19 protein-coding genes are annotated in these 25,758 nt (G+C 62.7%); 8 read left to right on the top strand and 11 right to left on the bottom strand.

The genetic code is table 11. The features are described 5' to 3' along the window. Positions 1–10 precede the first annotated feature (10 nt). Positions 11–733, bottom strand: a complete 723-nt coding sequence (locus tag HHL14_RS03125; RefSeq protein WP_169496095.1) for a (Fe-S)-binding protein — start codon at positions 731–733, stop codon at positions 11–13. 178 nt (positions 734–911) lie between these two features. Between HHL14_RS03125 and HHL14_RS03120 the strand changes: the two genes are divergently transcribed. Beyond that, positions 912–1,724 carry an IclR family transcriptional regulator gene (locus tag HHL14_RS03120; RefSeq protein WP_169496094.1) on the top strand — a complete coding sequence of 271 codons (813 nt, stop codon included), beginning with the start codon at positions 912–914 and terminating at the stop codon, positions 1,722–1,724. 114 nt (positions 1,725–1,838) lie between these two features. Here the strand turns inward: HHL14_RS03120 and pbpG are convergent, their stop codons facing one another. Next, a complete protein-coding gene (pbpG, locus tag HHL14_RS03115) occupies positions 1,839–3,029 on the bottom strand; it encodes a D-alanyl-D-alanine endopeptidase (protein WP_169496093.1) in 1,191 nt (396 codons plus the stop codon). A 291-nt stretch (positions 3,030–3,320) separates the two neighbouring features. Here pbpG and HHL14_RS03110 point away from each other — a divergent pair, with 291 nt between their 5' ends. Next, positions 3,321–3,539 (top strand): hypothetical protein, encoded by a 219-nt coding sequence (locus tag HHL14_RS03110; RefSeq protein ID WP_169496092.1) that lies wholly within the window; start codon positions 3,321–3,323, stop codon positions 3,537–3,539. 275 nt (positions 3,540–3,814) lie between these two features. Beyond that, positions 3,815–4,387, top strand: coding sequence for a phasin family protein (locus HHL14_RS03105; protein WP_169496091.1), 573 nt, complete (start codon positions 3,815–3,817; stop codon positions 4,385–4,387). A 384-nt stretch (positions 4,388–4,771) separates the two neighbouring features. On the opposite strand, the gene lpdA is transcribed toward HHL14_RS03105, so the two are convergent. The 3 genes from lpdA to aceE all read right to left on the bottom strand — a co-directional run bounded on the left by lpdA (position 4,772) and on the right by aceE (position 11,254). Then, positions 4,772–6,535 carry a dihydrolipoyl dehydrogenase gene (lpdA, locus tag HHL14_RS03100; RefSeq protein WP_169496090.1) on the bottom strand — a complete coding sequence of 588 codons (1,764 nt, stop codon included), beginning with the start codon at positions 6,533–6,535 and terminating at the stop codon, positions 4,772–4,774. A 291-nt stretch (positions 6,536–6,826) separates the two neighbouring features. Then, positions 6,827–8,473, bottom strand: a complete 1,647-nt coding sequence (aceF, locus tag HHL14_RS03095) for a dihydrolipoyllysine-residue acetyltransferase (protein WP_169496089.1) — start codon at positions 8,471–8,473, stop codon at positions 6,827–6,829. An 84-nt stretch (positions 8,474–8,557) separates the two neighbouring features. Continuing rightward, complete coding sequence (gene aceE / locus HHL14_RS03090; protein ID WP_169496088.1) at positions 8,558–11,254, bottom strand: pyruvate dehydrogenase (acetyl-transferring), homodimeric type; 2,697 nt, start codon at positions 11,252–11,254, stop codon at positions 8,558–8,560. 275 nt (positions 11,255–11,529) lie between these two features. On the opposite strand from aceE, the gene fixL reads away from it, so the two are divergent. The 3 genes from fixL (at position 11,530) to folD (ending at position 16,114) form a co-directional block, all read left to right on the top strand. Further along, entirely contained in the window at positions 11,530–14,046 is a 2,517-nt protein-coding gene (fixL, locus tag HHL14_RS03085) for an oxygen sensor histidine kinase FixL (protein WP_169496087.1), read from the top strand. Beyond that, positions 14,043–14,687: an oxygen response regulator transcription factor FixJ gene (gene fixJ, locus HHL14_RS03080; RefSeq protein ID WP_169496086.1), complete on the top strand. Its 645-nt coding sequence runs from the start codon at positions 14,043–14,045 to the stop codon at positions 14,685–14,687. The genes fixL and fixJ overlap by 4 nt, the downstream gene beginning before the upstream one ends. Positions 14,688–15,241: 554 nt before the next feature. Further along, the gene (folD, locus tag HHL14_RS03075; protein ID WP_169496085.1) at positions 15,242–16,114 is read left to right on the top strand and encodes a bifunctional methylenetetrahydrofolate dehydrogenase/methenyltetrahydrofolate cyclohydrolase FolD; all 873 of its coding nucleotides are present in this window, start codon (positions 15,242–15,244) and stop codon (positions 16,112–16,114) included. 237 nt (positions 16,115–16,351) lie between these two features. Here the strand turns inward: folD and HHL14_RS03070 are convergent, their stop codons facing one another. Continuing rightward, positions 16,352–17,470, bottom strand: a complete 1,119-nt coding sequence (locus HHL14_RS03070; RefSeq protein WP_169496084.1) for an acyltransferase family protein — start codon at positions 17,468–17,470, stop codon at positions 16,352–16,354. Positions 17,471–17,970: 500 nt separating this feature from the next. Here HHL14_RS03070 and HHL14_RS03065 point away from each other — a divergent pair, with 500 nt between their 5' ends. After that, a complete protein-coding gene (locus HHL14_RS03065; protein WP_169496083.1) occupies positions 17,971–20,076 on the top strand; it encodes a M3 family metallopeptidase in 2,106 nt (701 codons plus the stop codon). A 148-nt stretch (positions 20,077–20,224) separates the two neighbouring features. Here HHL14_RS03065 and HHL14_RS03060 read toward each other — a convergent pair whose 3' ends face one another. After that, positions 20,225–21,529, bottom strand: coding sequence for an amidohydrolase family protein (locus tag HHL14_RS03060; protein ID WP_169496082.1), 1,305 nt, complete (start codon positions 21,527–21,529; stop codon positions 20,225–20,227). Between the two features lie 254 nt (positions 21,530–21,783). Between HHL14_RS03060 and HHL14_RS03055 the strand changes: the two genes are divergently transcribed. Next, positions 21,784–22,482: an aspartate/glutamate racemase family protein gene (locus tag HHL14_RS03055; RefSeq protein WP_169496081.1), complete on the top strand. Its 699-nt coding sequence runs from the start codon at positions 21,784–21,786 to the stop codon at positions 22,480–22,482. 19 nt (positions 22,483–22,501) lie between these two features. Here HHL14_RS03055 and HHL14_RS03050 read toward each other — a convergent pair whose 3' ends face one another. From HHL14_RS03050 to HHL14_RS03035, 4 genes are all read right to left on the bottom strand, one after another. Continuing rightward, positions 22,502–22,987: a lysozyme inhibitor LprI family protein gene (locus tag HHL14_RS03050; RefSeq protein ID WP_169496080.1), complete on the bottom strand. Its 486-nt coding sequence runs from the start codon at positions 22,985–22,987 to the stop codon at positions 22,502–22,504. Then, positions 22,974–23,567 (bottom strand): lysozyme, encoded by a 594-nt coding sequence (locus tag HHL14_RS03045; RefSeq protein ID WP_169496079.1) that lies wholly within the window; start codon positions 23,565–23,567, stop codon positions 22,974–22,976. The genes HHL14_RS03050 and HHL14_RS03045 overlap by 14 nt, the downstream gene beginning before the upstream one ends. A 975-nt stretch (positions 23,568–24,542) precedes the next feature. Continuing rightward, positions 24,543–25,109 (bottom strand): hypothetical protein, encoded by a 567-nt coding sequence (locus tag HHL14_RS03040; protein WP_169496078.1) that lies wholly within the window; start codon positions 25,107–25,109, stop codon positions 24,543–24,545. Beyond that, positions 25,106–25,756 (bottom strand): hypothetical protein, encoded by a 651-nt coding sequence (locus tag HHL14_RS03035; RefSeq protein WP_169496077.1) that lies wholly within the window; start codon positions 25,754–25,756, stop codon positions 25,106–25,108. Before HHL14_RS03035 ends, HHL14_RS03040 begins: the two co-directional genes overlap by 4 nt. Positions 25,757–25,758 lie beyond the last annotated feature (2 nt).

Raw genomic sequence — 25,758 nt, 5'->3', positions numbered from 1 at the left:
CCGCTCGGGATTACACGTCGCCGGCCAATACCTGCGCGATATGCAGCACGCGCGTGGTCGAATCGCCGTTGCGCCGCAGCCGGCCTTCGATATTGAGCATGCAACCGAGGTCGCCGAGCACCACCGTGCCCGCGCCACTCGCCGCGATATTCGCGCACTTTTCGTCGACGATCGCCGTCGAGATATCGCCGTACTTGACCGCGAAAGTGCCGCCGAAGCCGCAGCAATGCTCACAGCCTTTCATTTCGATCACCGCGACGCCGACCTGCGCGAGCAATTCGCGCGGCTGCGATTTGACGCCGAGTTCGCGCAGCCCCGAGCAGGAGTCGTGATAGGTCACCTGCCCCGCGAATTCGCCCGGCGGCAACTGAACCTTCGCGACATTGACGAGGAAATCGGTCAGCTCGAACACCTTGGCGCGCAGCCGGCCGAAACGGTTCATCAGCTCGGGGTCGTCGCCGAACAGATCGCCGTAATGCGCGCGGATCATGCCGCCGCAAGAGCCCGACGGCACCACCACGTAGTCGAACTGTTCGAACTCGCGCAGCGTTTTCTCGGCGAGATCGCGTGCGATACGACGGTCTCCCGAGTTGTACGCGGGTTGCCCGCAACAGGTCTGCGCGGGCGGCACCATCACCTCGAAACCCGCGCCTTCGATCAGCTTGATGACCGAAAAACCGATTTCGGGCCGCATCAGGTCGATCAGGCATGTGACGAACAATCCGACTCGCATGAGCCCTCCTTCGGGGAAACTTGCCTGATTATCCGCTGTTTGCCGCGCAATACCAACGGCCGGAAGACATAGGACGTGTAGTGTCCCGAATTCGAAGCGGCCGTCGAAGCACGTTCGCTTTTTTCACCATACGAGATACAATCAGTTTTCGCTGTTTGACGCATCCACCGATTCTCATATGAGCGATACGAACCCGGATCCCAAAACTTCGATCCAGGTGATCGAACGCATGATGCGCCTGCTCGATGCACTGGCGGCGCATAGCGACCCGGTCAGCCTGAAAGAACTGGCTCTCCGCACAGAATTACACCCCTCCACCGCGCACCGCATCCTGAACGACATGGTGATGTGCCGCCTCGTCGACCGTTCGGATCCCGGCACCTACCGTCTCGGCATGCGCCTGCTCGAACTGGGCAACCTCGTGAAAGCGCGTCTGTCGGTGCGCGACGCGGCGCTCACGCCGATGCGCGAGCTGCATCGGCAGACGGGGCAAACCGTGAACCTGTCGGTGCGTCAGGGCGACGAGATCGTCTACATCGAGCGCGCGTATTCGGAGCGCTCGGGCATGCAGGTGGTTCGCGCAATCGGCGGGCGCGCGCCGTTGCACCTGACCTCGGTCGGCAAGCTGTTCCTCGCCGCCGACGAAGCCACCCGCGTACGCGCGTACGCCACGCGCACGGGTCTATCGGGTCACACGCAGAACAGCATCACCGATCTCGCGAAGCTCGAGCGCGAGCTCTCGCACGTGCGCCAGCAGGCCTGCGCGCGCGATAACGAAGAACTCGAACTTGGCGTGCGCTGCATCGCCGCCGGCATCTACGACGATACCGGCAAGCTGGTTGCGGGGCTGTCGCTGTCGGCACCGGCCGACCGTTTGCAGGATTCGTGGCTCGGCCAGTTGAGCCAGACCGCGCTGATGATTTCCGAATCGCTCGGCTATCGGCCTCAGGTTCAGCAGAATCATTCGCACGCGCACGGCCAGCATTCGTGAACGTGGGCAGCCCGGCGGCTGCCTGGCCTTGTCGGCCTGTTCCAGCCGCACCGGCACCATGAAAAAAGCCTCGCATTCGCGAGGCTTTTTCTTTAAGCGCCCGTGGTCTGAGTATCAGGTACCCGCACCGCCAGCGTCGGCGCTCGTGATACGCGGCTGCTCGCCGCCGCCGTTATCGAGCCACGTGCGCAGACGCGTCGCATCGGCGAAGCGCGAATACTTGCCCGACGAATCGAGCAGCACCATCACCATCGGCCGACCGTGGATGGTTGCCTGCATCACGAGGCACTCACCCGCTTCGTTGATGAAGCCGGTCTTCTGCAGACCGATGTCCCAGGTCGGGTTACGCACCAGCGCATTCGTGCTGTTGTACGCGAGCGTGCGCTTGCCCGTGTACACGTCGTAGCTGTGATCGGTCGAGAACTTGCGGATCAGCGGGTACTGATAGGCCGCGTTGACCATCTTGACCAGATCGCGCGCGCTCGACACGTTCATGCTCGTCAAGCCGGTCGGATTTTCGAAGTGCGTGTCGGTCATGCCGAGCTGCTTCGCCTTCGCGTTCATCGCCGCGAGGAACGCCGGACGGCCGCCCGGGTAATAGCGCGACAACGAAGCCGCCGCGCGGTTTTCCGACGCCATCAGCGCAATGTGCAGCATGTCTTCACGCGAGAGCACCGAGCCCACCGACAAACGCGAGCCGGTGTTCTTCTCGTAGTCGCGGTCTTCGTCGGTGACTTCGATCTGGTCGGTCATCGGCTCTTTCGAATCGAGCACGACCATCGCGGTCATCAGCTTCGTGATCGATGCGATCGGTACGACCGCGTGCGAATTCTTGTCGAAGAGCGGCTCGCCGGTGTTCTGGTCGATCACGTAGGCGACGCTCGAGCGCAGCATCAGCGCGTCCGGCGTGTCGTGCAGGCCAAATGCCTGACCGACGGTGGGCTGGCGCGGCTCATACGCGACGCGGCGCACGGCCGAATGATGACGGCCGTTCGCGGCGAAGGTCGCGCGTTTGCGTTTGGCACCGGCGCGCGGCGCGTCGTCGTCCGCGGCGGCGGCCTTCACGGCCGCGCCCTTGCTGGCCTTCGCACGGCTCGACACCTTGGCGGGTGCCGTTTCCGGGGCCGATTTCTTCGCGGCCTTGGTGTGTTTCGTGGTTTTTGCGGTTGCAGCAGAAGTGGCTGCAAAAGTGCTGACAGGCGTAGCGAATGCCGCTGCGACGGCCAATGAAACGGCCACCGAAAGAGCGGTGCTGCGCGCCGCGCCGTGGAGCACTTTTAGCGACGAAAACATGTCGGTTTTCATGGGTGTTCGATAGGGAGCGGCGAGAGGTTTCCGCAAGTGTAGTGAAGCAATGAAAAATTAGCAATTTGAAGCACTTATACGCACTCCTTAAACCGGCTTGTAAGCTCCGATCGCGAAAACGCAAATAAGTGCCGCGCCTCGATCGAAAAAAACGATCGTCGCTGGCCATGTCTCGCCATTGCCGCCGCGCGCAGGAATCGAGTGGATTCTTGCAGCATAACGGCAATTTCGAGACAACCTTGATCCGGGGAAATACGGTCAGAGCGTCGACGGGTAGCGCACCATCGAGCCATGAAGGCGTTGCGCTTCAACGACACACACTGTGTTAAGCGTCTGCCGAAGCCGCTAACGCGCATTCGACTGCCGTGGCTACTTAACGTTCCGCAGCAGTTTGTGGTTTACATCGAATTCATGATGACAGGTTTTTTCGGGGGACGAATCGTGGCGATCAGCCTCTATCCTGCCTGCATCGACCGCCTGGCGGGGAAAAATAATTTCCCGAAAGCGTGAGTTCCAGCGTTTTATCTCGCACCAGCACGGTGCAAATAGTAAAACGCCGCGCGTCACCTGAATGACATGCCTACTGCATAACATGTTGTTTTATCGACAGTTTCTTGACATTGTGCAACGCACAAAAAACACTTGACTTTATTTTTGACCATCTTAAAATGGGAACCATTGCTGCGATGCACAATACATCGCGGTCCGGGCAGACGATCAACCTGCGTCTCGCCACCAACCCAATGCGGTCCCCATAGACCGACCGCGATCCAGGAGCGTAAACGATGACTCTGCTGACCCCCGAACAATTCGCCGCAGCCCAGAAAGCCAACTTCGAAACGCTGTTCGGTCTGACGACCAAAGCATTCGAAGGCGTCGAAAAGCTGGTTGAACTGAACCTGCAAGTTGTGAAGTCGACGCTCGCCGAAAGCCAGGAAAACGCCCAACGCGCACTGTCCGTGAAGGACGCACAAGAACTGCTGGCACTGCAGGCAAGCCTCGCACAGCCGGTCGCCGAAAAGGCGCTGTCGTATGGCCGTCACGTGTACGAAATCGTGTCGGCAACGCAAAGCGAATTCACCCGCGTCGCTGAAGCGCAATTCGAAGAGCAGAACCGCAAGGTCCAGGCTCTCGTCGAAAACGTCGCGAAGAACGCACCGGCTGGTTCGGAAACCGCTGTTGCCGTGATGAAGTCGGCGATCACCGCTGCTAACACGACGTACGAAACGGTCCACAAGGCAACCCGCCAGGCTGTCGAAATCGCCGAAAGCAACTTCAATGCAGCTGCAACGGCCGCATCGAAGGCAGCTTCGCAAGCCGCTGCGCAAGCATCGCGCGCTGCCAAGAAGACGGCCTAAGCATTACCCGTCAACACGCCAGGCTTCGGCCTGGCGTTGTCGTTCCGACGGTATTGTTTTCACGCCGGCCCAGCCCACCCGCTGCGCCGGCGTTATTGCAAGCAACAGCGTCGTGCCGTTGCCGCTTACACGGTTTGATTGGCCGAACGCTCCGATACGTTGCAACAATGACGTATCGTTTGCCCGGTCACCATGCCGGGATTTTTTTGCCCGGTTTTTGCCTGCTGTTTTACCTGCCCTTCCGCCTGCTTCCAGCTGGCCGCGAAATTAGCGGGCCGCAAAAACAGAAACGGCGCGCTCCGCAAGGACCGCGCCGTTTTTTATGGCACTTCTTCTACCGCCCCGCTCCGCCCACATCTCGCGATGCAGACGGAGCAGCCGGCATTACTTCTTCTTCACCGGCGGCAGATCGGTACAGACGCCTTCGTACAGCTCGGCAGCCATGCCGACCGATTCGCCGAGCGTCGGATGCGGATGGATCGTCTTGCCGATATCCGTCGCGTCCGCGCCCATTTCGATCGCGAGACACACTTCGCTGATCAGATCGCCCGCATTCAGACCGACGATACCGCCGCCGATCACGCGATGCGTCTCTTCATCGAACAGCAGCTTCGTGAAGCCTTCGTCGCGGCCATTGGCGATCGCGCGGCCCGATGCGGCCCACGGGAACACCGCCTTGCCGAACTTGACGCCCGCGGCCTTCAACTGGTCTTCGGTCTTGCCGGCCCACGCCACTTCCGGATCGGTATAAGCCACCGACGGAATCTGCATCGCGTCGAAGTACGCCTTCTCGCCATGCGCGGCTTCAGCCGCCACGTGACCTTCGTGCACCGCCTTGTGCGCGAGCATCGGCTGACCGACGATGTCGCCGATCGCGAAGATGTGCGGCACGTTGGTGCGCTGCTGCTTGTCGACGTCGATGAAGCCGCGATCGGTCACCGCGACACCAGCCTTGTCCGCGCCGATCCGCTTGCCGTTGGGCGTACGGCCGACCGCGACCAGTACGAGGTCGTAGCGTTGCGGCTCGGCCGGCGCCTTCTCGCCTTCGAACGTCACGTAGATGCCGTCGTCCTTCGCTTCGGCCGCGGTGGTCTTGGTCTTCAGCATCACGTTGGCGAAACGCTTGCTGTTGTACTTCTCCCAGACCTTGACCAGATCGCGGTCCGCGCCGGCCATCAGGCCGTCGAGCATTTCGACCACGTCGATCTGCGCGCCGAGCGTCGAATACACGGTCGCCATTTCCAGACCGATGATGCCGCCGCCGATCACCAGCATGCGCTGCGGAATCTGGCGCAGTTCGAGCGCGCCGGTCGAATCGACCACACGCGGATCTTCCGGAATGAACGGCAGCTTCACCGCTTCCGAACCCGCGGCGATGATCGCCTGCTTGAACTTGACGACCTTCTTGCCGCCCTCGCCCTGCACTTCCATGTGGTACGGATCGACGAACGAACCGGTACCGACGACCACTTCGACCTTGCGCGCCTTCGCCATGCCGGCGAGACCGCCGGTCAGCTTCTTGACGACGCCCGACTTGAAGTCGCGCAGCTTGTCGAGATCGATCTGCGGCTTGCCGAACGTGATGCCGTGCGACGCGAGATCCGCCGCCTCATCGATCACGAGCGCGGTGTGCAGCAGCGCCTTCGACGGAATACAGCCGACGTTCAGACACACGCCGCCGAGCGTCGAATAACGCTCGACCAGCACGGTCTTCATGCCGAGGTCGGCGGAACGGAACGCGGCCGAGTAACCGCCGGGACCCGAGCCGAGCACGAGCATGTCGCACTCGATATCGGCGCCGCCCGCATAGCTGCCTGCCTGCGGAGCAGGCGCGGCGGCCTTCGGCGCGGGAGCGGGTGCAGGCGCTGCGGCCGGAGCCGGCGCCGGTGCTGCTGCGGCCGCACCACCTGCTGCCGCCTCGACCAGCGCGATCACCGTGCCTTGCGAGACCTTGTCGCCCGGCTTGATGCGCACTTCCTTGACGGTGCCGGCGGTGTCGCTCGGCACTTCCATCGACGCCTTGTCGGATTCGAGCGTCAGCAGCGACTGCTCTTTCTCGATGGTGTCGCCCGGTTTGATATTGACTTCGATGACGTCGACGTCCTTGAAGTCACCGATGTCCGGCACTTTTACTTCGACGAGACTCATAGTGTCCCCTTCTCCTGTTGATTGTGATGAGCGCAGAACCTCGTCTTCATGGGCCCAAAAGCTGGCGACACGGCGAACAGAAACATCCTTTGCCGTCCGCCGAAGGACGCGCCTTTCTTTTGCCTACTTTTCTTTGGAAGACGCCCCGAAGGAAGTGCCCTTGGGGTGCAAAGAAAAGTAGGTGCCGCCCCGCACAGGGGCGACGCCAATAGACCGACAAGAAAGCAGGTTCTACAGAGAGACGCGGATCACCGAAAAAACAAACCCGCGCCCCGCGCAACCCTCACCACATCAAAGAATCACACGCCGGAAATCGGCAAGAATCGCACCCAGGTACGCATTGAAGCGCGCGGCTGCCGCTCCGTCGATCACGCGATGGTCGTACGACAGCGACAGCGGCATCGTCAGGCGCGGCACGAACTGCTTGCCGTCCCACACCGGCTTCATCGCGCTGCGCGACAGACCGAGAATCGCGACTTCAGGCGCGTTGATGATCGGCGTGAAGTGCGTGCCGCCGATACCGCCCAGCGACGAGATCGAGAAGCAGCCGCCTTGCATCTGGTCGGGCTTCAGCTTGCCGTCGCGCGCGGCCTTCGACAGCTCCGCCATTTCCTTCGCGATGTCGACGAGGCCCTTCTTGTCCGCGTCGCGAATCACCGGAACGACGAGGCCGTTCGGCGTGTCCGCGGCAAAACCGATGTGGTAGTACTGCTTGAACACCAGGTTGTCGCCGTCGAGGCTCGCGTTGAACGTCGGGAACTTCTGCAGGGCCGCCACGCAAGCCTTGATCACGAACGCGAGCATCGTGAACTTCACGCCCGCCTTTTCGTGTTCCTTGTTCAGCGTCACGCGCAGCGCTTCGAGCTCGGTGATGTCCGCTTCGTCGTTGTTCGTGACGTGCGGGATCATGACCCAGTTGCGGTGCAGGTTCGCGCCCGAGATCTTCTTGATGCGCGACAGCGGCTTCGATTCGATCGGACCGAACTTCGTGAAATCGACCTTCGGCCACGGCAGCAGGTTCAGCTCGCCACCGCCCGCGGCCGGCGCGGCACCTGCCGGCGCGGCGCGCTGGCCGGTCATCACACCCTTCACGAACGCAGTCACGTCGGCTTGGGTAATGCGGCCCTTCGGACCCGTGCCCTTGACCTGCGCGACGTCGACGCCGAGTTCGCGCGCGAACTTGCGTACCGACGGCGACGCATGGCTCGGATGGCGCGAACCGCCCTCGCCAGCCGGAATCGACGGCGCCTGCGCAAGCGCGGACGGCGCAGCCGGTGCCGGGCTCGGCGCGGCCGGCGCGTCGGACGGCTTCTCGGCCGGAGCCTTCGCTGCCGGTGCCGGTGCCGGTGCCGCGGCGGGTGCGGCAGCAGCGCCATCCGCTTCGAGCACGACGATGACCGCGCCTTCCGACACGGTGTCACCGACCTTGACCTTCACTTCCTTGACGACGCCGGCGGCCGAGCTCGGCACGTCCATCGTCGCCTTGTCGGATTCCAGCGTGACGAGCGACTGCTCTTTCTCGACGCGATCGCCGACCTTCACCGCGATCTCGATCACGGGAACGTCCTTGTAGTCGCCGATATCCGGCACCTTGATTTCCTGCACGCCGCCACCGGCTGCCGGAGCAGCGGCGGGAGCCGGCGTCGGTGCGGGAGCGGCGGCCGCAGCCGGAGCAGCAGCCGGAGCAGCCGCGGCGCCCGCGGCTTCCAGCAGGATGATCAGCGTGCCTTCCGACACCGAATCACCGACCTTGACCTTCACTTCCTTGACGACGCCTGCCTCCGAACTCGGCACGTCCATCGTCGCCTTGTCGGATTCCAGCGTGACGAGCGATTGCTCTTTCTCGACGGTATCACCCGCCTTCACCAGCACCTCGATCACAGGAACGTCCTTGTAATCGCCGATGTCCGGCACCTTGATTTCGATCGCTTGACTCATTGTTAGTGTCTCCTGGGCCGCGCACGCCGCCCGCCCCTCGCGTTCGAGGAGCGGGCGCGTGCGCCATGGCACACGGGTGATGCCTTAGACGGTCATCGGGTTGGGTTTGGCGGGATCAAGGTTGTACTTCTTGAGCGCCTCGGCGACCACCTTGCGTTCGATCGTGCCTTCGTCAGCCAGCGCGTTGAGCGCGGCGACCGTGACCCAGTAGCGATCGACTTCGAAGAAGTGACGCAGCTTCTCGCGCGTGTCCGAACGGCCGTAACCGTCGGTGCCCAGCACGACGAACTTCTGCGGCACGAACGCGCGGATCTGCTCGGTCAGCGCACGCACGTAGTCGGTCGATGCGATCACCGGACCCGGCGCGTCCTTCAGCAGCTTCTCGACGTGCGAGAGCTTCTTCTCTTCGGTCGGGTGCAGCAGGTTGAAGCGCTGCACTTCGTGACCTTCGCGCGCGAGTTCGGTGAAGCTCGGCACGCTCCACAGATCCGCATTGACGCCCCAGTCGTTCTTCAGCAGGTCGGCGGCGGCGATCACTTCGTTGAAGATCGTGCCCGCGCCCATCAGCTGCACGTGCGGCGTCTTCTTGTCGGCCGACACCTTGCGGAACGAGTACATGCCCTTGATGATGTCCTCGGCTACGGTCTCGCCCTGCGGAATCGCCGGGTGCTCGTAGTTCTCGTTCATCACCGTGATGTAGTAGTACACGTCCTGCTGCTCGGCGACCATGCGGCGCAGACCGTCCTGCACGATGACCGCGAGTTCATAGCCGAAGGTCGGGTCGTAGCTGATGCAGTTCGGCACCGAAGCGGCCCACAGCAGCGAGTGACCGTCTTCGTGTTGCAGACCTTCGCCGTTCAGCGTCGTACGGCCAGCGGTGCCGCCCAGCAGGAAGCCGCGCGAACGCATGTCGCCCGCGGCCCAGCACAGGTCGCCGATACGCTGGAAGCCGAACATCGAGTAGAAGATGTAGAACGGGATCATCGTCTCGCCGTGCGTCGAGTACGACGTCGCGGCGGCGATCCAGTCGGCCATACCGCCGGCTTCGTTGATGCCTTCCTGCAGGATCTGACCGGTTTCCGACTCGCGGTAGAACATCAGCTGGTCGGAGTCTTCCGGCACGTACTTCTGGCCGTCCTGATTCCAGATACCGATCTGGCGGAACAAGCCTTCCATACCGAAGGTACGCGACTCGTCCGGCACGATCGGCACGACGCGCTTGCCGAGCGTCTTGTCCTTCAGCAGGATGTTCAGGATCCGCACGAACGCCATCGTCGTCGAGATCTCGCGGCCCTCGCCCGTGCCCTTGAGCAGCGGATCGAACGCCGCCAGATCCGGCACCGGCAGCGATTCGGCCTTCTGACGACGCGCCGGCAGATAACCGCCGAGGTCCATGCGCTTCTGGCGCATGTAGTCGAGCTCCTTCGAGCCTTCCTCGAACGTCAGGTACGGCACGTCGACGATCTGCTCGTCGGTGATCGGCAGACGGAACTGGTCGCGGAATTTCTTCAGCTGCTCCACCTGCATCTTCTTCTGCTGGTGGGTGATGTTCATCGCCTGGCCGGCTTCGCCCATGCCGTAGCCCTTGATCGTCTTCGCGAGGATGACGGTCGGCTGGCCCTTCGAATTCGACGCTTCCGTGAACGCCGCGTAGATCTTGTGCGGATCGTGGCCGCCGCGGTTCAGGTTCCAGATGTCGTCGTCGGACCAGTCGGCGACCAGCGCCTTCAGTTCCGGCGTGTTGAAGAAGTGCTCGCGCACGAATGCGCCCGACTCCGACTTGTACGTCTGGTACTCGCCGTCGACGACTTCCATCATGCGGCGCATCAGCGCGCCCGACTTGTCGCGCGCGAAGAGGGCATCCCAGCGGCTGCCCCAGATGACCTTGATGACGTTCCAGCCGGCGCCGCGGAACTCGCTTTCGAGTTCCTGGATGATCTTGCCGTTACCGCGCACCGGACCGTCGAGACGCTGCAGGTTGCAGTTGATCACGAACACGAGGTTGTCCAGACGCTCGCGGCCGGCCATGCCGATCGCGCCGAGCGATTCCGGCTCGTCCGTTTCGCCGTCGCCGAGGAAGGCCCAGACCTTGCGGCCGTCGGTCTTCGCGATGCCACGCGCCTGCAGGTACTTCATGAAGCGCGCCTGGTAGATCGCCATGATCGGGCCGAGGCCCATCGACACGGTCGGGAACTGCCAGAAGTCCGGCATCAGCCACGGGTGCGGATACGACGAGATGCCCTCGCCGCCCACTTCCTGACGGAAGTTGTCGAGCTGCTTCTCGGTCAGGCGGCCGAGCAGGAACGCGCGCGAGTAGACGCCCGGCGACGAGTGACCCTGCACGAACACAAGGTCGCCGCCATGCTCGGCGGACGGCGCATGCCAGAAGTGGTTGTAGCCGACGTCGTACAGCGTGGCCGCCGACGCAAACGACGCGATGTGGCCGCCAACGTTGGTTTCCTTGCCGGCGCGCAGCACCATCGCCATCGCGTTCCAGCGGGTGTACGAGCGGATGCGGTGTTCGATGTCCTGGTCGCCGGGGATGTTCGCCTGGCGCGCGACCGGAATCGTGTTGATGTACGGGGTGTTGGCGGAGAACGGCAGATGTTCGCCGTGCACGCGCGCGAATTCGATCTGCTTCTCGATCAGGTAGTGGGCACGGTCAGGGCCTACAGCAGAAATCACGCCATCCAGCGCTTCCAGCCATTCGCCGGTTTCCTGGGGATCGTCGTCTTTCTCGGCGGCGACATATTTCATGACTTCGTCGGGTACAGCGGACATGCTCGTCTCCTGGGTATGGGGAACGCACTTTGAACAGACCACGCGGACACAGGACAGGCCGCGGCAGCTCCGGCCGATTGTAATAAGGGTCCCGACGTCCGCGCAACCAAATTTTCAAATTACGAGATCAATTCTCATAATGCGGAAAATTGCTGCAATGCAACCTGATTTGACTGCCGATCGGCGTATCCGCCGGCTAGTTTGCTCCGATTAACGGTACTTTCCGCGCTTTTTTGCGTCATTTGCGAGGGACGTGCTGCGCTACAATGCCACGCATGTTGACCGAACGGCTTTTCTCTCGCTCGGCGCGCACCGCCGGTTCGCCAGCGGATTCGTCGCCGTCTCCTCGCTGGCACCATGGCCCATGGTGGTCCAACTCCTATCTGCTGACGCCGCTCCTGTCGATCCTGGTGTTTCTGGTCGTGATGAGCCTGATTCTGTGGAGTCTGAACCGGCGCGAGCAGCAGCAACAGGAAGACACGCTGTACCGCAACGTCGCGTGGGCGCAGCAGCAGATCCGTTTGTCGATGACCGGCGCGCAGGAGCAGATTCAGGCGCTCGCGCGCGATCTGGCCGCCGGCCATGCTGACCAGCATTCGTTCCAGGTGAGCAGCACGGACATCATGCAGGGGCATCCGGAAATCCTCTACATGAACTGGTACACGAGCCAGCAGCAGCCGCGCTGGCCGAACGCGGCGCCGCCGGTGCTCGGCCAGCGGCTCGCGCGCCCCAACGACGCGCAGATGGACGAAGCGGTCAAGGCCGGTTTCGCCGACGCGCGCAACACACGCCGCCAGGTCTACTCGCCGCTCATCTACGACGACCTCGGCAACGGCTTCATCACGCTGCAAACACCGATCTTCCGCGACCGTGAATTCCTCGGCACGATCGCCGCGGTGTTCTCGGTGGAAGGCATCCTGAAGCGCGACATCCCGCCGGAGCTGTCGGCCAAATACAAGATCTCGATCATCGACGTGAACAACCGCGAGTTGACCACCACGTCGACCCGCCCGCGCCTGCCGCGCGACATGTTCTACGACCTGCCGCTCGACCCGCCGGGCCAGGGCATCTCGGTGCGCGTGTACGCGTTTCCGCAGATCACCAACTTCACCAACAACACGCTGGTCTGGCTGGTGGCCGGCCTGTCCTGCTTCGTGCTGTGGAGCCTGTGGAGTCTGTGGAAACACACGCGCCAGCGCTTCGAGGCGCAGCAGGCGCTGTACGCGGAAGCGTTCTTCCGCCGCGCGATGGAAAACTCGGTGCTGATCGGCATGCGCGTGCTCGACATGCACGGGCGCATCACCCACGTGAACCCGGCGTTCTGCCGGATGACCGGCTGGGACGAAAGCGACCTCGTCGGCAAGAGCGCGCCGTTCGCCTACTGGCCGCGCGATGCCTACCCCGAAATGCAGCGCCAGCTCGACATGACGCTGCGCGGCAAGGCGCCGTCGTCCGGCTTCGAGCTGCGAGTGCGCCGCAAAGACAGCTCCACGTTCCACGCGCGCCTTTACGTGTCGCCGCTGATCGACAGCTCGGGCCGGCAGACCGGCTGGATGTCGTCGATGACCGACATCACCGAGCCCAAGCGCGCGCGCGAAGAGCTCGCCGCCGCGCACGAACGCTTCACGACCGTGCTCGAAAGCCTCGACGCGGCCGTCTCCGTGCTGGCCGCCGACGAAGCCGAACTGCTGTTCGCGAACCGCTACTACCGGCACCTGTTCGGCATCCGTCCGGACGGCCATCTGGAACTCGCGGGCGGCGGCTTCGACAGCTCGCAGGCGTCGTCCGATTCGATCGACATGGTCGATACCTACGTCGGCCTGCCCGCCGCCGCGCTGACCGAAAGCACCGCCGACGCGCAGGAAATCTATATCCCGGGCATCCAGAAGTGGTTCGAGGTGCGCCGTCAGTACATCCAGTGGGTCGACGGCCATCTCGCGCAGATGCAGATCGCGACCGACATCACGACCCGCAAGCAGGCGCAGGAACTGTCGCGCCAGCAGGACGAAAAGCTGCAGTTCACGAGCCGCCTGATGACGATGGGCGAAATGGCCTCCTCGCTCGCGCACGAACTGAATCAGCCGCTCGCCGCGATCAATAACTATTGCTCAGGAACCGTCGCACTGGTTAAATCCGGTCGTACGACGCCCGACAACCTGCTGCCGGTGCTCGAAAAGACCGCGCAACAGGCGGTGCGCGCCGGCATGATCATCAAGCGCATCCGCGAGTTCGTGAAGCGCAGCGAGCCGAAGCGCCAGGCAACACGTGTCGCGGACATCGTCGCGGACGCGGTCGGTCTGGCGGAAATCGAAGCGAGGAAGCGCCGCATCCGTATCGTCACCGACCTGCGCTCGCGTCTGCCGGTGATCTACGTCGACCCGGTGCTGATCGAGCAGGTACTGGTCAACCTCGTGAAGAACGGCCTCGAAGCGATGGCCGAAGCGCGGCCGAACGCGGTCGATCCGGTGATCCGGGTGGTCGTGCGGCTGGAGAGCGGCTTCGTCTGCATCAGCGTCGTCGATCAGGGGCCGGGCGTCGACGAAGCGACCGCCGAGCGTCTGTTCGAACCGTTTTACAGCACCAAGTCCGATGGTATGGGCATGGGGCTGAACATTTGCCGTTCGATTATCGAATCGCACCGCGGGCGTCTGTGGGTGGTCAACAACGTCGAATCCGACGGCCACATCACGGGCGCCACGTTCCATTGCAGTCTGCCCATTGGGGAGCCTGACGGCCCGAGCAACGGCGGGTCCGAGGCGCCGACACCACAAACCGTTACGGGAGAGCTATGAACAGCCCAGTCACCACACAGGAAACCGTCTTTGTCGTCGACGACGATGAGGCCGTGCGAGATTCGCTGCGCTGGCTGCTGGAGGCGAACGGCTACCGCGTTCAGTGCTTCTCGAGCGCCGAGCAGTTCCTCGACGCATGGCAGCCGCATCAGCATCCGGGCCAGATCGCATGCCTGATCCTCGATGTGCGGATGTCCGGCATGAGCGGGCTCGAGCTGCAGGAGCGCCTGATCGCCGACAACGCGTCGCTGCCGATCATCTTCGTGACGGGCCACGGCGACGTGCCGATGGCAGTATCGACGATGAAAAAAGGCGCAATGGACTTCATCGAGAAGCCGTTCGACGAAGCCGAACTGCGCAAGCTGGTCGAGCGCATGCTCGACAAGGCGCGCAGCGAAAGCAGCAGCGTCCAGCAGCAGCGCGCCGCCGCCGAGCGCCTCGGCAAGCTGACCGCGCGCGAGCATCAGGTGCTCGAGCGGATCATCGCCGGCCGCCTGAACAAGCAGATCGCCGACGACCTCGGCATCAGCATCAAGACGGTCGAAGCGCATCGCGCGAACATCATGGAAAAGCTGAACGTCAACACGGTCGCCGATCTGCTGCGACTCGCGCTGTCGAACAAGCCGCAGGCCGCCCAGTAAGCAGGCGGTTGGCGCGCGCGCCATGATGGTGAGCGCGGCTCTTTGTGTGAAGGGCCGCGCGCGCCCGGCAGGCAACGGCCTGTTGCGATGCGGCCGTTGAGCGGATTGAGCCGGGCTTTCGGGTCGCTCGCCTGGATGACTCGCCTCGCCGCCTGGTCGCCTCGCAGCCGGGTTGTGCCGGTTCGTGCCAGATCGTCATCGGGCCACAGCGCTGAGCCGATCTGTGCACTCCAGCGGCGCAGCACCCCATGTGCCGAACGATGCGCCCCGCGCGGCGCATCCCCTCCCTTCCGCAGTTGCCCCCCTCTTCGTCCGTCGTCCCTCCCGAATCACCGCGGAAGCCCGCCCCCGCGCCGGTATAATGTCGGACTTTGCAGTGGCGCTTCCGCGACCCGGCCTTGCGTGCCCGTCACGGGCCGACAGACTGACGCCACCGGGCGCCCGAGCGCGTTGAGTACCGCGTGCGCGCTGCGGCGAACGCCGCGTGCCGCTCGCCGCGCCGCCTGTGCCGACCCGATTCCCGATCCGATTCCCGACTCAATCCTCGACCGACCATGACTGCCAAACTGATCGACGGCCTCGCCCTCTCCAAGACCCTGCGCGCCGACGTCGCCACGCGCGCCGCCGCCCTCACCGCCCGCGGCCATCAGCCGGGCCTCGCCGTGATTCTGGTCGGCGACAATCCGGCCAGCGAAGTGTATGTGCGCAACAAAGTCAAGGCCTGCCACGACAACGGTCTCGGTTCGTCGTTCGACCGTTATCCGGCCGACCTGCCCGAAGCCGACCTGCTCGCGCGCATCGACGAACTGAACCGCGATCCGGCGATCCACGGCATCCTCGTGCAATTGCCGCTGCCGAAGCACATCGACAGCCACAAGGTGATCGAGGCGATTGCACCGGAGAAGGACGTCGACGGTTTTCACGTCGCCAATGCCGGCGCGCTGATGACCGGCCAGCCGTTGTTCCGTCCGTGCACGCCGTATGGCGTGATGAAGATGTTCGAGGCTTACGGCATCGATCTGAAGGGCGCGAACGCGGTGGTGATCGGCCGCTCGAACATCGTCGGCAAGCCAATGGCGCTGCTGCTGCTCGAAGCGGGCGCGACCGTCACGATCTGCCATAGCAAGACGCGCGATCTCGCCGCGCACACCCGCAACGCCGACGTCGTGGTCGCCGCGACCGGCCTGCGCAACATCCTGACCGCCGAGATGGTGAAGCCGGGCGCGACCGTGATCGACGTCGGCATGAATCGCGACGACGCCGGCAAGCTGTGCGGCGACGTCGACTTCGCGGGCGTCAAGGAAGTGGCCGGCCACATCACGCCGGTGCCAGGCGGCGTCGGTCCGATGACGATCACGATGCTGCTCGTCAACACGATCGAAGCGGCCGAGCGCGAAGCGGACGCGGCGCAGGCTGCGAAGGCGTAAGCGCAACGCGCGCACCACGCGCATCTCGCGTCAATCAGCGCGGACGGCGCAGGCTGGTCACACAGCCGCGCCACGTCGTCCGCGCGGGAGCCGATAGATCGATGCGATCTGACGGCCCCCTCCCGGGAGGTGTCGAACGCTCCCGTCGTCGAACGACCGCCGATCGGCCTCGATCGGCCGTCTATCTCCGCCTCATCCCGCTCCGCTTCCGCGGCTCGCTCCCCGACTTCCGCTACATCACCGCGCAGCCTGATCGCGTGGCGCGATACCCGTCGCCAGCACTGCACGCTGCGGCGCGAGGCGCGCGCGACACCACGTCAGCACCGGCCGCTCGACGTAATGCCACGACAGCGCCGCGCACACCAGAATCAGCGGCCCGGCCACCACCAGCGACATCACGTGGCTCAGTTGCGGCGCGAGCGCCGCGATGCATTGCTGCACCATGAAGCCGTACAGATAGATCCCGTACGAGTAGTCGTGACGCGGCACGAAGCGGCGCAATAACGGCGTCGTGCCGATCCACAGCACGCCGTACACGAACATCAGATAGAACAGCGGCTGCGCGCCGGCCGTGTCGCGAAACACGAGGAACACCATCGCCAGCGCCAGCGCGATCAGCCCGCCGATGCGAATGCGCGCGCGCCAGCCGTACAGCGCGATGCCGAGCATGAAGAACGGCTCCGGGAAAAACGAATAGCCGCCGGGCGTATCGGCGAACTGGCGCACGCCGATCTGCAGATGCGGCGGCAGATGCAGACGCAGCGCAAACGCGAGAAAGCCGAGCGCCGCCGCGATGAGCGCGCCGCGCGGGCTCGACAGCAGCCCCAGCAAGCCCGTCACGATCACGATCAGATAGCAGCGCACTTCGATCGGCAGCGTCCACAGCGGCGCGCATACGTCGACCGGAAAGCGGTTGTGCTCGAACACGCCCGGCAGCGCCCAGCCGGACTTCAGCACGATGGTCGAGAAATTGTCGAGATTGGACCACGTCAGGCCGGTGGTGAAATACTCGCGCAGCGGCAGCGTCGTGAACAGCGGTCCGACGATAAACACCGTCACCACCGAGCCGAGCGCGACCGCCGGCCACAGCCGCGCGATACGCAACGCGACGAAGCGCGGCACCGAGCGCTGCCGGTCGTAGCTGGCGGTCACGAGAATGCCGCTCAGCAGAAAAAACGCGTAGACGCCGAGCGCACCGAAGCCGTCGAAACCGAGCGCGTTCTGCACCCAGTCGGTCGTGCCGTCCGGCGCCTGCAACAGATACGAATGGCCATAGACGACCGCAACGGCTGCCATCAGCCGCACGAGGTCGAAGTTGTTGCCGTTGCGCGATAGGGCGTGCGAAAGCGGTTTCATCGAGTCCTCTGACAGGGAACGCCACCGGCCGGCGACCGTAAAACGGCGAGCCGGCGACGGTCGTCAGATTGCGGCACGGCAGCAATTCGTACCGTTCGCTGTCGCACAGAAATGGGGCATGGCACGCCGCGGCCCTCCGTGGACTTCCCGACCTCGGCAACCTTGATGGCCTTTGAGCCCCGCGGCGTGTCGTCGCGTCTTGCGTCGTGTCTTGAGTCGCGCCTCGACCACGCGCCGACACTCGTGTCACCCGATGAGCTCAGGCTCACCGCGCCCTATCCAGCACCGCGCGCGTATCGTCGAATTGGCCGCCCCACCGCCACATCTGTTAATTTGTCTGCCATTGGATTGGAATCAGCGCACCACGCCCCAATAATGTTTGTATCCGGTGCCGCCATGCGCGGTGCGCCGCGCGTCGGCGAATATCGCGTTTCGATATCGCCACGCGCCGCGCCCCCGTCGCCGCACCGCCCCTTCACCCGCGTCAGACAGGAAGCCTTATGTCCACTACCGCTACGTCCCAAGACAACCCGCTCCTCGACTTTTCCGACCTGCCGCGCTTTGGCGATATCCGCCCCGAACACGTGACGCCCGCGCTCGACGTGCTGCTCGCGAACGCCACCGCCGCCGTCGAGCGCGCCGCGCTGCCGGCCACGCCCGCATCGTGGGCCGACGTGGTCGAACCGGTCGAGCGCGTCACCGAACCGCTGTCGCGCGCATGGAGCGTGATCGGCCATCTGAACGCCGTCGCCGATACGCCCGAACTGCGCGCCGTGTACGGCGAAAACCTGCCGCGCGTGACCGAGTTCTGGTCCAGCGTCGGTCAGAATCTGGCGCTTTACGAGAAGTACAAAACGCTGAACGCCAGCGACGAATTCGCCGCGCTCAATAGCGAGCGCAAAAAGATTCTCGGCAACGCGCTGCGCGATTTCCGCCTGTCGGGCGCCGAACTGCCGGAAGACCAGAAGCCGCGCTTCGCCGAATTGCAGGAACGTCAGGCCGCGCTGTCGAAGGCGTTTTCGGATCACGTTCTCGACGCGACCAACGCGTATGCGTACTTCGTCGATGCGGGCAACGAAGCGCAACTGGCGGGTCTGCCCGACGACGTAATCGCGGCCGCGCAGGAAGCCGCCGAGCGCGAAGGCAAGACCGGCTACAAGTTCACGCTGCACTTCCCGTCGTATTTCCCGGTCATGCAGTACTCGGAAAACCGCGCGATGCGCGAAGCGATGTACCGCGCGTACGTGACGCGCGCATCCGAACTCGGCGCGCAATACGGCCACGGCAAGCCCGAGTGGGACAACACCCAGGTGCTCGCCGACGAACTGAAGCTGCGCGCCGAGGAAGCCGGCATGCTCGGCTATCACAATTTCGCCGAGGTATCGCTCGCGCCGAAGATGGCCGAGTCGCCCGCACAGGTGATGGCCTTCCTCGAAGACCTCGCGACGCGCGCGCGCCCGCATGCCGAACAGGACTGGAAAGAGCTGCGCGAATTCGCGGCGGGCGAGCTCGGCATGACCGATCTGCAGCCGTGGGACATGACGTTCGCGGCCGAGCGTCTGCGTCAGAAGCGCTACTCGTTCTCGGAAAACGAGGTGAAGCAGTACTTCCCGGAAGACGCGGTGTTCAAGGGCCTGTTCAAGGTCACCGAAACGCTGTTCGGCGTGCGCATCCGCCGCGACGAAGCGGCCGTGTGGCATCCGGACGTGCGCTTTTTCCGCGTCGAGAATCAGGACGGCGGCCTCGTCGCGCAGTTCTATCTCGACCTGTATGCGCGCGAAGGCAAGCGCGGCGGCGCCTGGATGGACGACGCGCGCGGCCGCCACAAGCTCGCGCACGGCGCGGTGCAAACGCCGGTCGCGTATCTGACCTGCAACTTCTCGGCGCCGGTCGGCGGCAAGCCCGCCTGCTTCACGCACGACGAAGTGATCACGCTGTTCCACGAGTTCGGCCACGGTCTGCATCACATGCTCACGCGCGTCGACGAACTGGGCGTGTCAGGTATCAACGGCGTCGAATGGGATGCGGTCGAACTGCCGTCGCAATTCATGGAGAACTTCTGCTGGGAGTGGGACGTGCTGTCCGACATGACCTCGCACGTCGATACCGCGAAGCCGCTGCCGCGCGAGCTGTTCGACAAGATGCTCGCCGCGAAGAATTTCCAGAGCGGCCTCGGCACGCTGCGGCAGATCGTGTTCTCGATGTTCGACATGCAGCTGCACACGGGCTTCGACGCGAACGGCGCGAAAAGCGCCAACGACCTCGCGCGCGAAATCAACGAGCGCTTCCACGTGGTGCCGCAAGCGCCGTTCTCGCGCTGGCCGAACACGTTCAGCCATATTTTCGCGGGCGGTTACGCGGCCGGCTACTACAGCTACAAGTGGGCCGAGGTGCTGTCGGCGGATGCCTACGCGGCATTCGAGGAAGCGGCACAGGCCGCGGGCAGCGTGCTCGATCAGACGACCGGCATGCGTTATCGCCGGGAGATTCTGGAAGTGGGTGGCAGCCGTCCGGCGATGGAATCGTTCAAGGCATTCCGCGGCCGCGAGCCGAATATCGATGCGCTGCTGCGGCATAACGGCATGGCGCCGGGCGCCGCGCATTGAGGAAGCCGCTTGAGGGATACCTCACGCACCTGAAGCATCATTAACGTTCGTTCGGCGCACGTAAAAAACGCGCCGAACGAAGCCGATAAAAAACCGGCGACTTGCGCAAGCACGTCGCCGGTTTTTCATTGGCGCGAGCCAAACGTCGCTACGCTCGATGCAGCTTGAAGTCCACCTGCGCCGGCCGCCCGTCGATCGACAGCGACGCCCGCGCAGCCGGCGCGCGGCTCACCACCCTGCCCCGGCTCACAACTGCAAGCCGCGCGGCGCGTAGACGGATCGCCTCGACCTCGTCGCGAGCATCGAGCACGACCAGATTGGCAGCGCAGCCGGGGGCGATGCCGTAGCCGTCCAGCCCGAGAATGCGCGCCGCGTTGAGCGTCACCGCATCGAAGCACGCGTGCATCGCGTCGACGCCCGTCATCTGCGCGACGTGCAGCCCCATGTGGGCGACTTCGAGCATGTCGCCCGAGCCGAGGCTGTACCACGGGTCCATCACGCAGTCATGGCCGAACGCGACGGTGATGCCCGCGGCCAGCATCTCCGGCACGCGGGTCATGCCGCGCCGTTTAGGGTACGTGTCGCTGCGGCCCTGCAGTGTGATGTTGATCAGCGGATTCGCGATCGCCGCGACGCCCGCCTCGCGCATCAGCGGCAACAGCTTGCTCACGTAGTAGTTGTCCATCGAATGCATCGAGGTCAGATGCGAACCGGCGACGCGTCCGTGCAAGCCGAGCCGATGCGTTTCGGCCGCGAGCGTTTCGATGTGACGCGACAGTGGATCGTCCGACTCGTCGCAATGCATGTCGACGCGCAAGCCCTGCCCGGCTGCGTACTCGCACAGCAAACGCACGGACAGCGCGCCGTCGGCCATCGTGCGCTCGAAATGCGGAATACCGCCCACGACGTCGACGCCCATGCCGATCGCGCGCTTCAGATTGTCGAACGCGCCGGCGCTGCGCAGCAGACCATCCTGCGGAAACGCGACCAGTTGCAGATCGAGATACGGTGCGACGCGGCGCTTCACTTCGATGAGCGCCTCGACCGCGAGCAGACGCGGATCGCATATGTCGACATGGCTGCGAATCGCGAGCAAGCCGCGCGCGACGGCCCAATCGCAATACTGCATCGCGCGCTCGATCAACGCCTGTTGCGTAAGCTCCGGCTTCAGCTCGCCCCATAGCGCGATCCCCTCGAGCAAGGTGCCCGATGCGTTCACGCGCGGCAAACCGTACGACAGCGTCGCGTCCATATGGAAATGCGGATCGACGAACGGCGGCGTGACGAGCGAGCCGGCAGCGTCGATCTCCTCGCGCGCGCTCGCGGCCAGTTGCGGTTCGACCGCGACGATGCGGCCTGCGTCGATGCCAATGTCGACCGTTTGCCGATGCTGCTGCGGGGTCTGCTGGGCGGCGCTGCGAGGCAGGTTCGCGCGGCGGATGATCAGATCCATGTATCGCTCTCCCGGTTCAGTTGATCGCGGTGGGACTGGTTACGATTCTATCGGCGCCAGAAAGACCGGGGCGCTGCTCGTGATTTTGCTTTGTGCTTTTGCCTCGTGCATTTGCCTTGCACATTGACGAGCGCATCGCTTTGCCAACGTGCGCGTCGATGCGTACCGGCGCGCGCGGCGCCATCCGTACCGGCGACGTGCGCTGCGACGCGCCTATACTCGCCGTTTCAGGCAGACATTCACGGAGCGTACAGATGAAAACGATCGGCGTGATCGGCGGCATGAGCTGGGAATCGTCCACTGAGTATTACCGGCTGCTGAACCGCCACGCGAAAGCACGACTAGGGGGCCATCACAACGCCCGCAGCCTGATGGTGACCGTCGATTTCGCGGAGGTCGAAGCGAACCAGCGTGCCGGCGACTGGCCCGCGCTCGGCGAGCAGATGGCCAGCGCCGCGCGCCAGCTCGAACGCGGCGGCGCCAATCTGGTGATACTTGCGACCAACACGATGCACCGCGTGTACGAATCGATCGAAAAGGCGATCACGGTGCCGTTCCTGCACATCGCCGATCCGACCGGCGCGGCGCTGCGCGCGGCGGGCGTCGAGCGTGTCGGACTGCTCGGCACACGCTATACGATGGAGCAGACCTTCTATACGGGCCGCCTGCGCGAACGCTACGGCCTCGACACGCTGGTGCCCGACGATGCCGAACGCGCGGACGTGCACCGCATCATCTACGACGAGCTGTGCCACGGCAACGTCGACAACGAATCGCGCAAGGTGTATCAGCGCGTGATCGAACACCTGGCCGCGCGCGGCGCGCAAGCCGTGATACTCGGCTGCACCGAAATCACGCTTCTGATCAAGCCGGAAGACTCGGTGCTGCCGGTATTCGATACCACCGCGTTGCATGCGCAGGCAGCGGTGGAATGGGCGATCGGGGCGGCGTAACGACAGGCTCCGGCTTTGCCTACCGGGTGTCCGCAGTCGCGGACGATAGGTCTTTAATGCGAAGCTTCGTGATGCGCGTCATGCAATCCCAGAACTCGGCAAAACGTAACGACGCTGGACCGACTTCGTAGACTTCGAAATAGCATTCGTTGTCTCGATAGCGAGCCCAGTTGTCCTGTGCCCTATTGAAGTAAGGCAGCGGATCGGGCTCGCCCGCGCCACGACGAAGATGGTGGGCCGAGTGCGTATCTGCCTGGACCTCCGACAGCCTTTTTCTCAAAGCACTATCTGCATTTTCAAATTCATATTGGGCGCAAGCCGACAGGTCCGCCGTTGGCAATGAATCATGCTTGCAGAGTGCGTTGATCTGCGCAGCGGTCTTTCCCGCGAAATATTTACTGGTCGGCTCGGCTTTCTTATAGTCGAATGCCTCTCCGTAAATTGACTGCGCGGCAACCCATGGTGCAAAAATCAGAAACAGTAGTGAAATGCTAATGGCGCGCATTATAGATTCCGTTTGCAAACAGATTGGCCTCACTGCGTCGGCGAGAAAGAACGTGGGTGGCGACGAAATGAAGGATGACATCAGGCATATCTTCGTATCGCCCACTGTTGAGTATGTTGGCGAGATGACGCGAGCGCGTGCCTTGCCACGGATCCTGCCTGTTTCGATAAGGACCGGCATTCCAAAGCACCGAAACCAGCGCGTCGTATTCGTATTGATGCAGCGGTACGTCGACATCCCGGTTGATCGCGCGTTCCGTGTCGGCCAGATCGGCTCTCAGAAATGCTTCGGCACGTTCAAGCGAAATCGTGTCGCCTAAGCGGAGATTGTTCGCGGGCGTCACTTTATGCCCCATGCCTACGGTCGGGAAACCCAATCCATCGTCGTAGACTTTCAGCACAAAGCCATCGACTATGGGATTCCCGCGAGATGTTCCGTTCAAGATCCCGCTTTCCCACTCCGCCATAAAAGCCAATCCTCGACTGGAGATTCGCCAGGGCTTGCGAAGCCTGCCCGGTTGACGAGCCGCCGACGAATTCACGTCTGTATTTGTGACTGCCGTTGCAAGTACATCAGGCATGCTGCCTCCCCTTGATGACCGACTGGATACCGATGGATCGAACACGTTCTGTTGCGTGCCGTGTGGTCTGCGCGATCGGTTACGTCACGCGCAGATTCATCTGAAGCCGTGGTTCAAAGGTATCGAGAGGCGTTTCCTGGAGCAATAAGACAACTCCCAATCGAGGCTCTACGCTCGTGCGTTCTTGCGTATGGACAGGAAGAGGCGCCGATGACGATGCATCACGTCAGGCGTCCCTTGATGACATGGCGTTTTCTCCTGCGACGCGGCCGAACTCACGCGCGAGGCGTGGCCCAGTATCGCTTTGTATCGGCCGGTATGCGTTCCATGCCGCGCGTTACCCGACAGCGATCCATCCTGCGATGGATCGTCCACCCGCTATTAGCGCTACATCGTCGGACATGACTGAATTCGAAGCCATTTCGAGATTCGCCGAAGCGAAGCTGTTCTAGAATTCCGGCTTTATCAGGGGCAGGGAGTGCGAGTGAGTATTGGATTAATTTGTCGGTTGACGCTTGCGCTCGTGGCTGCGGTTTCATCTAACGTTGTATTTGCCCAGCACTACGGCTTTTACGTGCCCGAAACGCGCCCCCATGCGTTGCCTGTGCCGTTACAGCCCAATCGTGTGTCGCCATTGCCCAGAGTCACGCTTCAATCTCTTCACGCGGCTCACTCATATCAGCCGTTGTCGGCCCCATCTAACACGGAAAGTCTTGGCTCCATGCTGGCACGGCGTCCCGATCTTTCGACCCATTCGCACATGACGTATTCCCAGCGTATATACGTGGGCGCACGAACACGCTTGCAGCCCCCGATGAGTGAATTCAATTCTTCCAATCACTGAAATGTGACCGGCGCGGGATTAATCGGGCCTATCCGCTGCACAAACGCGTCATAGCGTGACGTGTCCTGATAGAGCCGTTGCGCAAGCACAATCACGGGTAGGGAACGCTGCGGCTATTCGTTCCCCGTGCGTCATATGAGTTGCCTTAGCTTTTTCCACAAACTCAAGCGCTCGACTTTCTGTTCCACTTCCGGCAGGAAAAAACCGTCCAGTCGCAGTTCGGCTAAGTGGTTTTGTTCCGTAACGCCAAGCGCCATACCTGGCGCAATCTCATACCAGGTAGACGATTGCGCCCACGAAAGATAGAACGCGCCGCGAATCGGTTCATGAAACTCCTTCGGCTCACCCATACTGGTACGTCCATTTTCATCAAATTCCGCGTCGATGCGAGCGCTCGCGGGGACGGCTTCCTCGAAAGTGCGCTCAGTGCGAATCCATTGTTTCGGGTTGGTATAGATGGACCAATCAATAATCCGCTTCTGTGGATCCAGCATCATTTCAAAAAAGCCGCCTGTCAGGATATAGTTGTGCTCCCTAATGTTAAATTGCAAATCCAGTTTTTCACTTAGATTGAGCACCTTTGACGGGTTCGCGGCAAGGTACGTGATCTTGCACATTAATGAATATCCATGATCGTCCCAAGTGAAATCCGCCTTTGAATTAACCGGCTTTTCAATGCGAATCACAATGTTTTTCATTTTCGCACGTCGTATTTAAAGTGATAGATTATGTAATCTTTCTCATTGACGAGAACCTCAAGAACGTATTTCTTTCCTACTTGATACGCCCCTAAACGCGACATTGCGATTTCATACATATAAAGCCCTGGTCTGTTTCGTGGGTCTGGAATGCGGCTACCGTACTTTACGGCTAACCGAAGAATATGGAGCGGCACGAAACGATCCGGATCCATCATGTGTTCAAGCGCTTTGGCAGAGAATCTTACCGGGCGTTGTACGAGTGCGTAGTACCGTGCACGCAAACCGTACAGTGTTGCTCGACCAATCTGTGAACCTATGCCTTTGATGCCCCATTCAGTAAGACCGCGAAGACCCGCACGCCAGAACCCGCCAACCATAAACAACACGTCTAGCGGATCAAATAGCGGGCTCTCCAGCGGCTTCTCGCTTACCGACACATGGCCATCTAGCCCATAGATTCGCGATACGCCCGCAACCTCTTGCTGATAACCAATGATGCAATCCAGGTCTGCATCGTAGATAGGTTTCGCATTGAACGGCACGCCAGGGGGACGAACATCAAACAGCCCTGCGGCCTTCGGCTTTTGCGACTCATCCCACGAATACGAAAGTTCGTCTCCGGTGTAGGTTTGCAGCGCTGACATTT

Source organism: Paraburkholderia antibiotica, from assembly GCF_012927125.1.
Taxonomy (GTDB): domain Bacteria; phylum Pseudomonadota; class Gammaproteobacteria; order Burkholderiales; family Burkholderiaceae; genus Paraburkholderia; species Paraburkholderia antibiotica.
The sequence above is the reverse complement of the archived record's forward strand: the minus strand, read 5'-3'. Positions and strand labels throughout refer to the sequence as shown.

What these genes read in the sequence shown, in the direction of transcription:
- HHL14_RS03125 (WP_169496095.1), bottom strand. Translation starts at nt 733, where the DNA reads ATGCGAGTCGGATTGTTCGTCACATGCCTGATCGACCTGATGCGGCCC.
- HHL14_RS03120 (WP_169496094.1), top strand. Translation starts at nt 912, where the DNA reads ATGAGCGATACGAACCCGGATCCCAAAACTTCGATCCAGGTGATCGAA.
- pbpG (WP_169496093.1), bottom strand. Translation starts at nt 3,029, where the DNA reads ATGAAAACCGACATGTTTTCGTCGCTAAAAGTGCTCCACGGCGCGGCG.
- HHL14_RS03110 (WP_169496092.1), top strand. Translation starts at nt 3,321, where the DNA reads ATGAAGGCGTTGCGCTTCAACGACACACACTGTGTTAAGCGTCTGCCG.
- HHL14_RS03105 (WP_169496091.1), top strand. Translation starts at nt 3,815, where the DNA reads ATGACTCTGCTGACCCCCGAACAATTCGCCGCAGCCCAGAAAGCCAAC.
- lpdA (WP_169496090.1), bottom strand. Translation starts at nt 6,535, where the DNA reads ATGAGTCTCGTCGAAGTAAAAGTGCCGGACATCGGTGACTTCAAGGAC.
- aceF (WP_169496089.1), bottom strand. Translation starts at nt 8,473, where the DNA reads ATGAGTCAAGCGATCGAAATCAAGGTGCCGGACATCGGCGATTACAAG.
- aceE (WP_169496088.1), bottom strand. Translation starts at nt 11,254, where the DNA reads ATGTCCGCTGTACCCGACGAAGTCATGAAATATGTCGCCGCCGAGAAA.
- fixL (WP_169496087.1), top strand. Translation starts at nt 11,530, where the DNA reads ATGTTGACCGAACGGCTTTTCTCTCGCTCGGCGCGCACCGCCGGTTCG.
- fixJ (WP_169496086.1), top strand. Translation starts at nt 14,043, where the DNA reads ATGAACAGCCCAGTCACCACACAGGAAACCGTCTTTGTCGTCGACGAC.
- folD (WP_169496085.1), top strand. Translation starts at nt 15,242, where the DNA reads ATGACTGCCAAACTGATCGACGGCCTCGCCCTCTCCAAGACCCTGCGC.
- HHL14_RS03070 (WP_169496084.1), bottom strand. Translation starts at nt 17,470, where the DNA reads ATGAAACCGCTTTCGCACGCCCTATCGCGCAACGGCAACAACTTCGAC.
- HHL14_RS03065 (WP_169496083.1), top strand. Translation starts at nt 17,971, where the DNA reads ATGTCCACTACCGCTACGTCCCAAGACAACCCGCTCCTCGACTTTTCC.
- HHL14_RS03060 (WP_169496082.1), bottom strand. Translation starts at nt 21,529, where the DNA reads ATGGATCTGATCATCCGCCGCGCGAACCTGCCTCGCAGCGCCGCCCAG.
- HHL14_RS03055 (WP_169496081.1), top strand. Translation starts at nt 21,784, where the DNA reads ATGAAAACGATCGGCGTGATCGGCGGCATGAGCTGGGAATCGTCCACT.
- HHL14_RS03050 (WP_169496080.1), bottom strand. Translation starts at nt 22,987, where the DNA reads ATGCGCGCCATTAGCATTTCACTACTGTTTCTGATTTTTGCACCATGG.
- HHL14_RS03045 (WP_169496079.1), bottom strand. Translation starts at nt 23,567, where the DNA reads ATGCCTGATGTACTTGCAACGGCAGTCACAAATACAGACGTGAATTCG.
- HHL14_RS03040 (WP_169496078.1), bottom strand. Translation starts at nt 25,109, where the DNA reads ATGAAAAACATTGTGATTCGCATTGAAAAGCCGGTTAATTCAAAGGCG.
- HHL14_RS03035 (WP_169496077.1), bottom strand. Translation starts at nt 25,756, where the DNA reads ATGTCAGCGCTGCAAACCTACACCGGAGACGAACTTTCGTATTCGTGG.